This is a genomic window from Streptomyces sp. NPDC050121, assembly GCF_044460385.1.
Taxonomy (GTDB): domain Bacteria; phylum Actinomycetota; class Actinomycetes; order Streptomycetales; family Streptomycetaceae; genus Streptomyces; species Streptomyces soliscabiei.
On the sequence record NZ_JBITJV010000004.1, the window covers coordinates 40,378 to 54,512 of the forward strand.

The 14,135-nt window shown below is 69.7% G+C and carries 13 protein-coding genes and 4 pseudogenes; 4 read left to right on the forward strand and 13 right to left on the reverse strand.

All coding sequences use genetic code 11. The annotated features are described in order from the left end of the window. Window positions 1-153: 153 nt before the first annotated feature. From ACIBTS_RS07345 to ACIBTS_RS07370, 6 genes are all read right to left on the reverse strand, one after another. The gene (locus tag ACIBTS_RS07345) at window positions 154-822 is read right to left on the reverse strand and encodes a response regulator (RefSeq protein ID WP_399317276.1); all 669 of its coding nucleotides are present in this window, start codon (window positions 820-822) and stop codon (window positions 154-156) included. Beyond that, window positions 819-2,099, reverse strand: a complete 1,281-nt coding sequence (locus tag ACIBTS_RS07350) for a sensor histidine kinase (RefSeq protein WP_399317277.1) — start codon at window positions 2,097-2,099, stop codon at window positions 819-821. Before ACIBTS_RS07350 ends, ACIBTS_RS07345 begins: the two co-directional genes overlap by 4 nt. Before the next feature lie 27 nt (window positions 2,100-2,126). Next, window positions 2,127-2,966, reverse strand: coding sequence for an ABC transporter permease (locus tag ACIBTS_RS07355; protein WP_399317279.1), 840 nt, complete (start codon window positions 2,964-2,966; stop codon window positions 2,127-2,129). Continuing rightward, the gene (locus tag ACIBTS_RS07360; RefSeq protein WP_399317280.1) at window positions 2,963-3,901 is read right to left on the reverse strand and encodes an ATP-binding cassette domain-containing protein; all 939 of its coding nucleotides are present in this window, start codon (window positions 3,899-3,901) and stop codon (window positions 2,963-2,965) included. Before ACIBTS_RS07360 ends, ACIBTS_RS07355 begins: the two co-directional genes overlap by 4 nt. 286 nt (window positions 3,902-4,187) lie before the next feature. Next, on the reverse strand, window positions 4,188-4,367 hold the full coding sequence (locus ACIBTS_RS07365) for a hypothetical protein (protein ID WP_399317282.1): 180 nt from the start codon (window positions 4,365-4,367) through the stop codon (window positions 4,188-4,190). Next, complete coding sequence (locus tag ACIBTS_RS07370; RefSeq protein ID WP_399317284.1) at window positions 4,343-4,885, reverse strand: lysylphosphatidylglycerol synthase domain-containing protein; 543 nt, start codon at window positions 4,883-4,885, stop codon at window positions 4,343-4,345. Before ACIBTS_RS07370 ends, ACIBTS_RS07365 begins: the two co-directional genes overlap by 25 nt. Before the next feature lie 325 nt (window positions 4,886-5,210). Between ACIBTS_RS07370 and ACIBTS_RS07375 the strand changes: the two genes are divergently transcribed. After that, window positions 5,211-5,390, forward strand: coding sequence for a hypothetical protein (locus ACIBTS_RS07375; protein ID WP_399317286.1), 180 nt, complete (start codon window positions 5,211-5,213; stop codon window positions 5,388-5,390). 238 nt (window positions 5,391-5,628) lie between these two features. After that, window positions 5,629-6,852, forward strand: coding sequence for a PP2C family protein-serine/threonine phosphatase (locus ACIBTS_RS07380; protein WP_399317288.1), 1,224 nt, complete (start codon window positions 5,629-5,631; stop codon window positions 6,850-6,852). A 218-nt stretch (window positions 6,853-7,070) separates the two neighbouring features. Here ACIBTS_RS07380 and ACIBTS_RS07385 read toward each other — a convergent pair whose 3' ends face one another. The 3 genes and pseudogenes from ACIBTS_RS07385 to ACIBTS_RS07395 form a co-directional block, all read right to left on the reverse strand. Next, window positions 7,071-7,319, reverse strand: coding sequence for a hypothetical protein (locus ACIBTS_RS07385; protein ID WP_399317290.1), 249 nt, complete (start codon window positions 7,317-7,319; stop codon window positions 7,071-7,073). A 288-nt stretch (window positions 7,320-7,607) separates the two neighbouring features. Continuing rightward, window positions 7,608-7,850 carry a DUF5302 domain-containing protein gene (locus ACIBTS_RS07390; RefSeq protein WP_399317291.1) on the reverse strand — a complete coding sequence of 81 codons (243 nt, stop codon included), beginning with the start codon at window positions 7,848-7,850 and terminating at the stop codon, window positions 7,608-7,610. Between the two features lie 207 nt (window positions 7,851-8,057). Beyond that, window positions 8,058-8,213, reverse strand: a pseudogene (locus ACIBTS_RS07395) (RNA helicase); the annotation flags it as partial. Between the two features lie 11 nt (window positions 8,214-8,224). On the opposite strand from ACIBTS_RS07395, the pseudogene ACIBTS_RS07400 reads away from it, so the two are divergent. Together ACIBTS_RS07400 and ACIBTS_RS07405 are read left to right on the forward strand one after the other, a co-directional pair. Beyond that, window positions 8,225-8,450: pseudogene (locus ACIBTS_RS07400) on the forward strand (transcriptional regulator); the annotation flags it as partial. A 2-nt stretch (window positions 8,451-8,452) separates the two neighbouring features. Next, a pseudogene (locus ACIBTS_RS07405) lies at window positions 8,453-8,707 on the forward strand (hypothetical protein); the annotation flags it as partial. 129 nt (window positions 8,708-8,836) lie between these two features. Here the strand turns inward: ACIBTS_RS07405 and ACIBTS_RS07410 are convergent. From ACIBTS_RS07410 to ACIBTS_RS07425, 4 genes and pseudogenes are all read right to left on the reverse strand, one after another. Then, entirely contained in the window at window positions 8,837-9,325 is a 489-nt protein-coding gene (locus tag ACIBTS_RS07410; RefSeq protein WP_399317963.1) for a GNAT family N-acetyltransferase, read from the reverse strand. Between the two features lie 240 nt (window positions 9,326-9,565). Next, window positions 9,566-10,231 (reverse strand): annotated as a pseudogene (locus ACIBTS_RS07415) (transposase); the annotation flags it as partial. Beyond that, window positions 10,204-10,626, reverse strand: coding sequence for a VOC family protein (locus ACIBTS_RS07420; protein ID WP_399317292.1), 423 nt, complete (start codon window positions 10,624-10,626; stop codon window positions 10,204-10,206). The pseudogene ACIBTS_RS07415 and the gene ACIBTS_RS07420, both read right to left, overlap by 28 nt. Next, the gene (locus tag ACIBTS_RS07425; RefSeq protein WP_399317294.1) at window positions 10,596-14,054 is read right to left on the reverse strand and encodes a CHAT domain-containing protein; all 3,459 of its coding nucleotides are present in this window, start codon (window positions 14,052-14,054) and stop codon (window positions 10,596-10,598) included. Before ACIBTS_RS07425 ends, ACIBTS_RS07420 begins: the two co-directional genes overlap by 31 nt. Window positions 14,055-14,135 lie beyond the last annotated feature (81 nt).

Below are 14,135 nucleotides of genomic sequence, written 5' to 3' on the forward strand. Positions count from 1 at the left end.
CATCGCACAGTCTGCGGTGTCATCTAACCCCCCCGGGAGCCCGCCGGTCGACTGTCTCTTACCCCGAACCCGTACCGGCCGGCCCGGGCCGGGTCTCTCTCACCCGCCCGCCCCCGGCCGTCAGCGCGTCCTGCCCGGCCGCCGCTCATCGGTTCAGTCCACGCCGGGCCGGGCCAGGCCGAGGTCGTAGGCGAAGATCACGGCCTGGATGCGGTCGCGGGCGCCGATCTTGGCCAGGACGCGGCCGACGTGGGTCTTGACCGTGGACTCGGACAGGACGAACCGGGCGGCGATCTCGCCGTTGGTCCAGCCCTTGCCGACGGCGACGAGGATCTCCCGTTCACGGTCGGTGAGGGAGGCGAGCCTCGGGTCCTCGACGGAGTCGCCCCGGTGGGCGGGGACGTACTGGGCGTACTCGTCCAGGAGGCGGCGGGTGAGGGCGGGTGCGATGACGGCGTCGCCGGAGGCGACCGCGCGGATGCCGGCGAGGAGCTCCTCGGGGCGCGCGTCCTTGAGGAGGAAGCCGCCGGCGCCGGCCCGGATCGCGGCGTGGACGTACTCGTCGAGGTCGAAGGTGGTGAGCACGAGGACGCGCGAGCGACCGCCGGCGGCGACGATGCGACGGGTGGCCTCGATGCCGTCCATGCCGGGCATGCGGACGTCCATCAGGACGACGTCCGGGCGTAGTTCGGCGGCCTTGCGGACGGCCTCGGCGCCGTGCGCCGCCTCACCGACGACGTCGGTCTCGGCGACGGAGTCCAGGAGGATGTGGAAGCCGTAGCGTTGCAGCGGCTGGTCGTCCACGATGAGCACGGTGGTCATCGGTCACCGCCTTGGGGTGTGAGGTCGAGGACGGCCTCGACGTTCCATCCTCCGCCGCCCGTCGGCCCCGCGCTGACGGTTCCGCCGTACAGAGCTGCTCTCTCCCGCATGCCCACCAGGCCGTGTCCTTCCTCGTTCGGCGGTCCGGACGGTGTGGCCGGGCCGGTGTCCTGGACCCGGATGCTCAGCCGGGCGCCCGTCACGACGACCGCAAGGTGCACCCGGGCGTCGCCGGCGGCGTGCTTCATGGTGTTGGTGAGGGCTTCCTGGACGATCCGGTACACCGTCAGTTGGACCCCACCGTCCAGGGCCTCGACGTCGCCGGAGGTCCGGTAGACGACCTCCAGTCCGGCGGCGCGCACCGTGGCGCACAGCGCGCCGATGTCCGCGATGCCGGGCTGGGGGCTGAGCTCGGGCCCGCCGGCCGGACCGTCCGCGGCCTCACGCAGTACGCCGAGCACGCGCCGCAGCTCGCCGAGGGCCTGCCGGCCGGTGTCGCCGATGAGCTGCAGCGCCTCCTTGCCCCGTTCGGGTGCGAAGTCCGTGGCGTAGGCGCCGGCGTCGGCGAGCGTGATGATGACGGAAAGGTTGTGGCCGACGATGTCGTGCATCTCGCGGGCGACCCGGGTGCGTTCGGTGGCCGTGGCCAGCCTGCTGCGCTGGTCGCGCTCCGTCTCCAGCCGGGCCGCCCGCTCGCGCAGGCCGGCGAGCTGGGCCCGGCGGATGCGCACCACCAGACCGAGCGCGAGCGCCGCCGTCGCCGTGCTCAGCAGGAAGAACAGCGCGTCCCACACGGACACGGCCGAGGACGCGCGGACCGCGACCAGCGCCATGGCGCCCGCCATGGCCGCACAGGCCCACGGCAGCTGCCGCAGCCGCCCGTGCAGGGCCAGGCTGTACAGGGCGATGAAGAGGGCGACGTCCGCGCGCAGCGCCGCGCCCAGGGACCATTGGAGGACGAACACCGCGGCGATGACGCCGAAGGCCGCCATGGGCTTGCGCCGCCGCCAAAGCAGGGGCAGCACCAGTCCGGCCTGTAGTGCCAGCATTCCCGCGAGGGGCAACTCGGTGAAGGCGAGCCGGAAGCGGGGCGGTCCGTCGCCGCCGTCCACACCGCCGCGCAGCAGGTCGGGCAGGCAGAACATCAGGAAGACCACGATCACGACCACGGTGTCCAGCACCCACGGATGTGTCCGGTCGGCGTGGCGCAGCCGCTGGCCGCCCCGGGACAGCCGGGCGACCAGCGGTCCCATCCCGCTGATGTCATCGGAGGTCACGGACGTCACCTGTCCATGGTGCGGGCGTCAGACGTCGGTGCGCGCGAGCCGGTAGGCCGCGCCGCCCAGCGCCAGCGCCGTCCAGCAGACGAAGACCAGCAGTCCGGCGCCCGGCGAGAGGGCCGTGGAGTCGTGGGTCAGCGCGAACATCGACTGACCCGCGTTGGACGGCAGGTAGGGGCTGATGTCGTTCTGCCAGGAGCTGGGCAGCAGGGAGATCAGCCCCGGGATCAGCATCAGGGCGGCGACCAGCACCGAGATCCCGCCGGCCACCGACCGCAGCAGCGCGCCCAGCGCGGCCCCGATCACGCCGACCAGCCCGAGGTAGAGGCCCGCGCCGAGCAGGCTCCGCAGGACGCCCGCGTCGGAGAGGCTCATGGCCGCGGGCGTTCCCGAGACGATGACGCTGCCGAACACGAAGGCGACGAACGCGCCGATCGTCCCCACGACGAGGGCGACCAGCCCGAACACGGCCGCCTTGGACCACAGCACGGGCAGCCTGCGAGGCACCGCCGCGAGCGTGGAACGGATCATCCCGGTGGAGTACTCGCCCGCCGTGACCAGCACGCCGAGCACGCCCAAGGCCAGCTGGGCGAAGTTCGTGCCGAAGAGGGAAAGGCTGACGGCCGTCGAGGCGGCGAAGTCGCGGTCCATGTGGCTGGAGCCGATCTCGGACTTGTAGCGGCTCGCGGCGATCAGCCCGAAGGCCACCAGGAACAGCAGGCCGAGGCCGAGGGTGATCCAGGTCGAGCGCAAGGACCACAGCTTGGCCCACTCGGAGGCGAGCACGCGCCGTCCGGTCACCCGGTAGGCGGGGCGGACGGGGGCGGTACGGGGTTCTTCGGCCGTTGCCGTGAGGGTGCTCATGCGGGCCTCCCAAGCGTCTCGATCGCGGTCGTGGAGCCGTGGTACTCCACGGCATCCCTGGTCAGGTCCATGAACGCCTCTTCCAGCGACACGGTCCGCGCGCTCAACTCGAACAGTGCGATGCCGTGTTCGGCGGCCCTGAGTCCGATCTCACGGGCGGTCAGGCCGCTCACCTGGAGTTCCTCGGAGCCGATCCGGCCGGTGACGTCGACGCCGGGTCCGGCGAGCACGTCGCGCAGCCTCGCCGGGTCCTGCGTGGCGACCTTCACGGTGTCGCCGCCCGCCTCGCGGATCAGGTCCGCCACGGTCGTGTCGGCCAGCAGCCGCCCGCGCCCCACGATGATCAGGTGGTCCGCGACCAGAGCCATCTCGCTCATCAGGTGCGACGACACGAACACCGTCCGCCCCTCGTCGGCGAGCCCCTTGAGCAGGTTGCGGATCCAGAGCACACCCTCCGGGTCCAGCCCGTTGACCGGCTCGTCCAGCATCACCGTCTGCGGATCTCCCAGCAGCGCCGCCGCGATGCCAAGCCGCTGCCCCATGCCGAGGGAGAAGGCGCCGGCCCGCTTCTTCGCCACGCTGTCGAGACCGGCGAGGCCGATGACCTCGTCGACCCGGCTGCCGGGAATGCCGTGGGTGAGCGCGAGTGCTCTGAGGTGCTGGTAGGCCGAGCGGCCCGGGTGGATCGACTTTGCCTCCAGCAGGGCGCCGACCTCCTGCAGCGGCGCCCGGTGGTGGGCGTAGGGGTGGCCGTTCACGGTGACGGAGCCGCTCGTCGGGGCGTCAAGGCCGACGATCATGCGCATGGTCGTGGACTTGCCCGCGCCGTTGGGCCCGAGGAAGCCGGTCACCGTGCCGGGCTTCACCACGAAGTCCAGCCCGTCGACGGCCGTCTTCTCGCCGTACCTCTTGGTCAACCGCCGTGCGTCGATCATTCGCGTTCTCCCTGTCGGGCTCCGGCGTCCGTCACTTCGGACGCCTCACCGGCAACGCTAGGTGCCGAATCACCCGAATCCGGTGGTACCGGGGGGCTGAACCGCGGCGGGCGCGTAGTACCGCGGTACTACGTGCCCGCCTGCGGTGTTTTCCGTGTTCGTCGGCTCCGCCTCGGTGGCAGCAGGCGTCCGGCCGCCGCGGAGGGCGCCCCGCCCCCGCGGGGCCCGGCCCCCTGGCATCCGCCACGCACTGGGCCAGTTTCGAACACATCGGCCATCCCAGCCGTCACTCGCCGGTGAGCGGCAGCGACATCTGCAACAGGGCGAAGCCCAGAGAGCCGCCCCACAAGGCGCATGCCCTGGCCCGTCGGCCGTGCACCGCCCGCACGTCGGCCAGGACCCGGCCGACCGCGCGCCCCACACCGCGGCGCGCCGTACGGCTCAGCGCCACGACTGCGGCGACCACGGCGACACCGCCGACCACCGAGAGCATGACGCAGGCGCGCGGGACGGTCGGCGAAAGCCGCGGGGTCGGGGCGATGCCAGCAGCAGTACGACGGCCAGCGCGAAGCGGACCAGCCCGCCGACGGCGGCCTTGACCGCGAGCGCGGTCGCCGAGCGGGCGGTGGACAGACCGCAGCGGGTGAGGAACCGCAGATTGACCGCGCTTGCGCCGACCCCGGCAGGCAGCACGTGGTTGACCGCACATGCGGCGAACTGTGCCGCCACCAGCCGCCCGGCGGGCAGCCGTTCGGCCACCGCTCCCTGCTGGGCGACGGCCGCGCACGCCCAGGTCGCCAGAGCGGCCCCGCAGGCCGCCAGCAGCCGGGCGCGATCGGCGACGGCAAGGCGGTCGGCGCCGGCGTCCACCGTGTGCCGGTGTGCGGCGAGCACCCAGACGGCCGCCACCACCACGGCCGCGGTGACGGCGAGCTGCCAGGGCCGGCCGAGGCCGCGGGACAGCGGAACGCCGGTGACGCTCACTGCCGCCCTCCCGCCGCCGGGGCGGGTGCTCGGTATACGCGCAGGCCGGCCACCCGGTGCTCGGTCCAGGCGCGGGCATAGCCGGGCGGGCCAACGCCCGGTGCCACGAGCGTGGCAGTGGGCAGGCGGCGGGCGGTTCGCCGGATGCCGGCCGACGTGGTGTTGGCATCGTGGCCGACGGTCGCCGCGGAGGAACAGCCACGCGTAGTAGGCGATCGGGACGTCGTTCACTCCCGTGACCAGACAGGGCGGGCGAACGCCCAGCCGGTGCAGCCCGGCGGCGACGGAGGCCCACTCGCGGTGGGCCGCGGTGGTACGGCGCACGGTGTCCTCCAGCACCACGAGCTCCCGGCGCCGCGAGAGCTTCTACTGGGCCGCCGTGCTGGCCACGTTCGCGCTGGGCACCGCCGCGGGCGACCTCACCGCCACCATCGGCCTCGGTTACCTGGGTCGCACTGTGGGCGGCGGACCGGGTGCTGACGCTGGCGAAGGCCCTGGGCCATGACGTCCAGGGCCTGCCGCTGGGATGCAATCATCAGACTTGCTTCTCTCTGTCCGACGAGTCGCGGCCCCACCGGTCACGCCTCGGCCGCCGCAGTGCTGATGGTGCAGCTGGTGCCTACGAGTGGCCGGGGCGTGGCTGACCAGACAGGATGGGAGGGGTGGATAGTGGGCCCCAGCAGGCCGCCTGATCCCTCCAGCTCCCCGGCGTCAACGAGTGAGGAAGTGAAGGAAGGCGGGCCATGGCAGACGGTGCGGTGGACCGATCCGAAGGCTTCGGCGAGCGGCTGCTCGGCCTGCTGCTGGATCGGGCGCAGCTGATACCGCCGCAGCTGATTGCCCCGCTGATCGCGGAGGAAATGGCCACGATCGGCGGGCGTGATGTCTCCATCCTGCTTCAGGACTACGCGCAGGAAGTGCTGGTGGCGCTGCCGGGCAGGAAGCTGCGCGTTAGCCAGGCCCAGCCGATTGCAGACTCCTCCGCCGGCCGGGCCTTCGCGCGCGTGGAGGTTGTCGAGGTGAAGCAGGCTGACGGCATCCGGATGTACTTGCCGCTGCTGGACGGCAGCGACAAGGTGGGGGTGATGGCCCTCACCCTGGATGCCGTCGGCGACGACGACCGGCGGGTGCTGCGCAGGCTCGCAACCCTGGTCGCCGACTTGCTGGTCACCAAGGACGCCTACACCGACCAGTTCTTCCTGGCCCGCCGCCGGGAGCCGATGAGCGTGCCCGCCGAGATCCAGTGGAGCCTGCTGCCGCCGCTGTCGATGTCCGTCCCACAGGTCGCTGTCGCCGGCATGCTGGAACCCGCCTACCGGGTCGCCGGCGACAGCTTCGACTACGCCCTCAACGACAGCATCCTGCACGCGGCCGTAATCGACGCAATGGGCCACGGCTTGGACGCCGCCACGGCGGCGACCATCGCGATTGGCGCCTACCGCCATGCCCGGCGCGGGTTCGTCAGCCTGCCCGAGAAGTATGCGTTCATGGACAACGCCATCTCCCAGCAGTTCGGACCCGACCACTTCGTCACAGCACAGCTGATGCACATCAACATCGCCACCGGCAAGCTGGAGCTGGTCAACGCGGGCCACCCCGCCCCTTTGCTGATCCGCGACGGCCGGGTCGTGCAGCAGCTGGAGAGCGCGACGACGCTGCCCATCGGCCTCGGCGGTGAACTGCCGCCGATCAAAGAGCACACACTCCAGCAAGGCGACCGGGTCCTGTGCTACACCGACGGCATCATCGAGGAGCGCGTCGAGGGCGGAGAGCCGTTCGGTGAGGAACGACTCATTGCTTGCGTCAACCGCCTGGGCAAGGAGCCGTCACAAGGGGTGCGAGCAGATCTGCGCCGCCTCTCCCACACTCTGAAGAACCAGCGGGGCGGGCGCACCAGTGACGACGCCACCCTTTTCATGATCGAGTGGCATGGGGGCTCCGCCGACCACCTGGCCGAACTTGACTGAGGACCCTGTCGTCCACCACCGGAAACCGGCGACTGCCGACTGCCGACTGCCGACTGCCGACTGCCGACTGCCGACTGCCGACTGCCGACTGCCGACTGCCGACTGCCGACTGCCGACTGCCGACTGCAAAGCATCACACAGACACGTCTGACCAGCTTCGTCCAGACACCCAAGACGCCGGGCGATGTCGGCCTCAACCGGGCTCCGCAGAGCACCGTTCACTCTCCGCGGTTCCGGTGGCGGCCCCGCGAGCATCGAGGTCGGGCACGCCCGGACCGGACGGTGGCGAAGCCGCCGGGCTCGACGAGGCGGATCGCCTCGCCGTGGGCGGCCGACAGGTCCGCGAGGGAGTCGGTGTTGCGGGCGACGGCCCTGTCACCGCGCTCCAGGGCCGCCTGCGCAAACTCGCGGCCGAAGCCGCGGGAGGAACCGGTGACATGGCGGTGCACCCCGCTCAGATGTTGCACAAGATCGGACAGCGTCCACTCGGGGCAGACAGCACCTGCACGTCGTGGCTGGGCACGAAGGCGACCGCTGCCCGGAACGCGACCGTCTGTGCGTCGTTCAGCCGCAGCAGGACGGGGAACGAATGTCCTTGCCACACGGATGCCTACAGTCACCCCGGACAACCGCAGTCGAAATACACAGCGGTACAGGGGCACGCAAGGCATGCGCACGTCGCGGGCCACTGCACGGGACGCGCAAGTGGATAGCGCGAGTGCCGGTGAAGCGGTTAGATCGCAAGACTCATCGACTCAGCCGCCGCTCTTGCGCCTGAACGACCGCTGGCTCGCAGCCGGGCCGTGCGCCGAACGCACCTTCGATGCATCGGACTTGGCGGCAATATCAACGGCATCCGCCTGCGCACCGCGCTTGCGCGCCAGGGCTTCGCGGAACTTGCGCTTGAGGTCGTAGTTGCCGTCGCTGTCCGGCTCCAGAGGGGACGTCTCGGGGGCAGCCAGCTCCGAACCTTCCGCAGATACGGGCTCCACGGTCATGGTGACCTCCTGGGTTCGGGGGGTGGGCAAGCACAGCTTGTCATGCCGGGCGCAGTGCGAGGCGCCGGCAACATCATCCTGCTCCGTTTCGGCGAGCATCCCTCCCAGCGGCCAAAGGCGTTGACTTCGTAGGTGAGGCACACAGGACGGCTTCGGGCTGGGCCAAGAGTTGTCGATCCCGTGGCCAGGCTGCCAGGGCAACGGCTCTCAGCCGTTGCGACGCACGAGGGCGGCCCTGCGGGCCTCGGCGAGCTTGCGGGCCTCGCCCGCCTTTCGGGACTTGCCGCCGGCACCGCGGGAGGTGCCCTTGCTGGCGCCCAGGCCGCGGAAGGGAGCGTTGGTGTTCTTGGGTCGGGGGACGGCGAGTCGTGTCAGCAGATGACGAGCACCCCGACATCCCGCTCCCGGCTACCGCGACGGGGCAGACCCTCCAGATCTGCTTCGAGCTGACCATGCTCTGTCCCGCCGTGAGCACCGCGATCCGGCCCCGACGTGATGCTCGACCTGAGGGGAAACGACCAGCCCGTCACGATCCGCTCCGCCGACCGCGGCGATCTCACCACCCTGGCCATGCCCATCAAGCCCGGCCGCTCCGCCTGAGAATGACGACGAGGAACACCCATGACCACCGCACCCGTCAGCCCCGACCCGACCCGACCATGGAAGCCATAAGCCAAGCCGGCAGCGAAGGCCGAGCCGGTGACATCGCTTCTGCCCGCCAGAAGCTTCTGACCCTGTGGTCCGCGGTCGGTGTCACGGGCGACCAGCTTCACCGCTGCTCTCTCGCTCACCACCTGGCAGATCTCTATGAAGATCCCGCCCAGGCCCTGGCCTGGGACGTCCGGGCCTTGGGGGCAGACCGCTGGCGCAGGCGATCACGGCGCCAGGGCAGAGGAGCCACACACACGGAGCGCGCGGCGTCCAGCGGCTCCGGCAAGCCGGCCACCACGCAGCGAAGCCGGTGCCTCGCCAACCGGCACACCGCGTCATCCCGAAGGAATGCGAAACTCGAATTCGGGACGGTCCCACGGCACGGCGGGCGGGTTCGCAAACGCGGTCCCGGTCCGCACCGCGCCAACACGGTGGTAGAAGTCCTCGGCGGGAAGATGCGACACGACCATGACACGCTCGAGCCCGGCGGCACGGGCCTCGGACTGCATGTGCGCCACGAGCAGCCGTCCAATACCCCGTCCTTGCACTTCGTCGGCAACGAACAATAGGTCGAGCTCTGGTGGAGCAAGGACGAGCGAATAGAACCCGAGGACCCGGCCTCCCTGCTCGTCGGAGCCGACGGCCACAAAGGTGCGGTGGGCCTCGATGTAATCAGGCCCGACTCGGTAGCCCGCGACTGCGGCTGCGTACTTACCCTCGTAGGCGCTTGAGCCACGCACGAGCCGGGTGAGCCGTTTGGCATCCCGCGCGACGGCCCTCCGTATCGTGACCGGCCGGCTGATCGGGGAAGTGCGTGAACTCATCGGGAGAGTATTTCGCACCGGGGCGTGCCGCCGTGCGGCGGGTCGGCCGCTCGGGCAGGATTCCTGCACCGCTCCCGGGAACCGCCTGCCCAGGCACCAGATCGACCAAGTCACTGGCGCCGCATCGACCGCCGTCGACAGCAACTGGGACGCCCGAACCACTGCGGAGAAGCCGGAGAACGGGGTGGTCAACCGCTGCTTCCCCTGGGCCTGCCGCAGCGAGGGCCAGCCGAGCGCGGCGTTGGCCTGCCGGTCGCCGCCGCGGTTGAGGCGACGGTACTGCCGGCGTCCGGAGGAGCGCTCAACAGGGCTGACACCGCACAGCGCGGCGAACGACGCTTCGCTGTCGAGCCGTTCCGGGTTGTCCCCCACCGTGATCAGCAACGTGACCGCCGTGCCCGGACCGATGCCGACCACGTCGAGAAGCTGCGGGGCATGCCGTTCCACGAGCCGGGTCAGACGAGCCTCTACATCCCGGATCTCCTCTGAGAGCTGGCCGATCCTGTGAGCCAGCAGGCCCAGCGTGATCCGGGTGGCCTGCACCACCGTCTCCGCACCGACCTCCTCGTGACCACACGCATCGGTGGTGCGGGCTTTGACGGCCGACACCTTCGTGAGTTTGTACGTTCTCGCGATCTGTACCGGCCCGTCTCCCGCTTTCGCCCGAGCACAGGCCCGCCCGCTCAAAACGGCTCGCGTCGCGTTCTGGGCATCCAGCGGATCCGATTTACCGCGCCGCCGACGATCCGCCAGGTCCATCCAATTCACGTCGAACACGTCCACGCCCTGGGCCAGCAGATAGCGGGACAGGGACGCCCCATAGGAGCCGGTCCCCTCCACCCCGGCCTGCCCCACGGCTCCCGACTTCCTGGCCCACTTCAGCAGATCGCGGTATCCCGCCGCGGTGGCCGGGAAACGCTACTTTCGAAACACGCCCTAGCGGACCTGACAAACTGCGAAGTCGACCGCTGACCGACCTTCTTGACGGAAGTCATCCGCCCGCAACCAGCCCGAGCACTCCGAAGCCCGCGCACACCAGACCCGCGACCAGCAACTTCACGCTGCACACCACTCATTGCTTTAGTGGTCCGCCATCCCCGGGAACCGCCGGCGTTGCACTCCTCCAGCCGGTACCCGCCGAGCGCCTCGACACGCTGCTGCTCGGCGGGCGGGTTGGTTGAAGTGATGTCGAAGTGCATACGCTCTTTCACTGGCTTGGGCTCGCCGGTTCGCTGGACAACCGCAAATGTCCTGGAGTTCGCACAGTGGGTCACGGCCCGACATGGACATGAGCTGCCCACAAAGACGGCGTATCGACGTATTTGTCGCGTTGCGCGCGCATCGTGTGGTGCAACGCGGTGGCGACCTTGTCGTCTTCGATTCTGTCCGTAAGGTCGAGCAGACTGGCGTAGAAGCGGTCAGAGACCCGGGCGGCCAGCCTGTCGTTCACTTCCCAGAGAGTGCCGATCACGTGGCGGAATCCAGCGAGTTGGAACGCAGAAGTGAGGTGAATCGCCTCATCCACAAGGCGGAGGTCTGCCGTGAGCGCGGTTCGGCACGCCGACAGATAGGCCAGCCGAGCGTGGACCAGGCTGGCCGAGGCGAGAGCGGCGACAGACATCGGTGTTGTCCGGTGGCCGTGGAGCAGTAGGCCACTGCGAGAAGGGTCCGCGGCATCGCTGACAGCGTGGCAGGCGAAATGTGCGATGGAGCAGTCGGCCAGGTGAGAAAAGACATTGGCCGCGGTGGCTACTGCATCGTGTGTGTGCTCCGCGTTGGTACCTGGATCGTCGGTGAGGACGACATGCTGAGGCAGTCGCCTTTTGAGGTTCTCGACTTCGCTGCGTACGTAGGGCAGCGGGTGAGCCCCGGGTGTGCTCGGCATAGCCACGATCAGCGCTTTTCCGGGAGGAGCCGTTGGCGGGGTTCGCCGTCGCGCGTGGCTCAGGGCACGGATCGTTGGAGTGTAGGAGGAGATGACGCGATCCATGACGGTGTGGCCGGTCCTTTGTCGGTGGCGGCCGGCAGCGTGGATGGGCAGTAAGCCGAGCGGGCCTGCGAGGACCCACCAAATCCGCGGCAAAGCCGCTCCCTCCGACGATGATTCGCGGATCTCCAGCCGTTCGAGGACAGGTTCGGCAGCCGCTTCCCACAGCCATTCCAGGACATCGTGCAGCGCATCCTGCGCACGGTTCTGTTCGTCTTGCCCAAGGCTGGGATCGTGGACGTCAGCAAGCGATTTGTGGAACTGGAAGAGCTTTTCGCTGACGTTTTCCACCGTGAGTGAGGGCAGCTCGATGCTGGTGATTCCTTGGGTCCGCACAAGAATGGCGTCGCTGCGGTGCGAGCTGACGTTGAGTACCGCGACGGGGCCGTGGGACGCCTCCTGCACGAGCTCTTCTGTCTTAGGCGGGAGATGGAAGGTGTGGAAGCCGTCGAGCCCGCGAATCTCATCGACGGTCTCGGCGAACTGAGTGGAGAGCCCGTGCCGGTCAAGGAGCACGTGCGTCGGTGAGTTCGTTGCCGGCCCCCTGCTGCCGAAGTGCACGGGAACCCCGGAGGCGTGCAGCTGGTCGCGCAACTCCGCATAGCGGGCAGCCAGAGCGGGATGTCGCTGCTGCAGGTCCGTCAGGTCGCTGCGGGTGTCGAGAGCCTGACTGAGCAGCACTGTTCTGCCTTGCTCCAGCAGCCCCAGCGCGCGTGCGGCGCCCGCTCGGCCATGGGCGGCCAGGGCGAGGGCGGCGGCATCGCCGGCCAGTCCGGACAGGCTCCTCAGGGCGTCCTGCTGGTCGACACGGGTGAGTCGCCGCGAGGCGGTGTCCGGAAGCAGACGCACGGCGTTCTCCAGGAGCTCGGCGGCGTAACGGGTGTTGCCCCGGTCCTGGGCCAGTTCCGCGGCCGAACCCGCTGCGCTGATCCTCCAGGCCGGCGCGCCGACGGTGTTCGATGCGGCGGCGGCGTAAGCCTCAGTCGCCGCGTCCAGGCCCGCGGCGTCCGCGCCTTCTTGGGCGCGAACCCGAAGAGCCCGCCCCAAGTTGTACTGGTGGACGACCCTGTAGGGATCGGTTTCGGATCCGGCCTGCACTGCCGCTCGGGCCGTTTCGACTGCCTCGTCCAGGTTTCCGGACTCCCCGCCGGTGCGCTGGTGCTGAAGGCGGAGGGCGTCACTGAGGTTGGACAGGCACAATACGTGGAGCGGGTGGCCGAGAGGCGCCGCGCGAAGGGCCTGGCGGCAGATGTCGACCATCTCCTCCAGATGGGACGGCTGGCTGGTGGGTGTGTCGGCCCGGTAGCCGAGAGCGGCTGCCAGGGCGGACAGGTGCATGGCCCGGTTGACGTGATCCTCGGGGGTGAGGCCAACGGCTTGCCGGCCGGCCTCGATCGATTCGTCCAGGTCCGCCGGATTGCCGAAGCGCTCGAAATTCCTCCTCAAAAGCCCGCTCAAGTTGGCCCAGAACACACTCGACTTCGGCCCGGACCCGGTCGGTGGCACAGCACCCTTGACGGCCTCACGCAGATGTTCGATCGCTTCCTGGAGGTCGGCCTGTGCGCCGGTACGTGCGAACCGGTCACCGAGTGCTGCCCCCAGGTTGGAGAGAAACACAGCCACGCCGGGGTCTTCACGGGGAGTCAGACTCGCGGCCTCGCGCAGCAGGAGAACGGCCTCGTCGAGAATTTCCTGCTGACCGGTGATTCCGAACTGGTTCCGAAGGGATGCTCCCAGATTCGACAGGACAGCCGCACGGTTGGGGGCGTCCTCGTGGGCGGCCTCCAGGGCACTACGGCTCGCCGCGACGGCCTCGTGGAGATACCCGGGTTCCCCAGTGCGTTCGAAGCGTTCTCGCAGGAGAATGCCGAGGTTGCCCAGCAGCCTGGCCCGCCCTGGATCGCCGTTGTCGAGGTGTGCGGGGTGCACTGCCAGCGCATGCGCCTCAATGGCCTCGTCGAGGTGCTCGGTCGTCTCGCTTCTGCGGAACTGTTCCAGCAAGGAGTCCGCCAGGTGGGCCCGGTACATCACCTGGCCCGGGTCGTCGGGATGCGCGGTCAGTACGGCTTGGCGGAAGACGGTGACTGCCTCGCCGAGTGGGTTCCGGTCGTCCGTGTCCTGGTGCCGTGCCTGCAGTGCCTCGCCCAGAGCGTGCAGGTATCGCGCCCGGCTGGGATCTTCGGAGGAGACCCGCTGCACGGCTTCCCGGGCGGCGGTGATCGCTGCCTCGAGATCGGGCTTTACTCCCTCCTTCTTGAATCGCAGCAGCAGAGCTTCACTGAGTTTGGCCAAGCCGAAGGCACGGGATGCGCTGACCATGGGGGGCGTGGCTTCCACAATGCGGCCCCACAGGCCCGGAACGACGGCACGCAGATCGGGGCCCGCTTCTTCCCGCATCTCCTGGAGCATGGCCAGCGCGGCAGGGACGGCGGCACGGGCGAGCAGAGGCAGCAAGAGCTCGGGCAGCGGTATGCCACCCGCCACGAAGCACGGCACAAGGACCTGTACCGCTGCCTCGATTTCCTCGTCGTTCGGGCGGCCCTCGCGCTGCAGTGCCCACGACCTGTACCAGTACAGGGAACCGAGCGTGGTTCTGGGCTCACCGACCTCACTGTCCCGCAAGGCTTCTGCGAGTCGGCGGGCATCGGCCAGCGCCTCCGGTTCCAGTACCGCCGACAGGTCGCTCTCCGTCTCGAATCGGCGCACACGCGCGGCAACGGCCGCGGCGGGGTCCACCCGCATGATTCTCCCTCCGCACACTCAGCAGAAAAACGCTAGTACCTCGGTGGGCGAACCAGGATTTCCCAGCCGACTGTGTTCGCC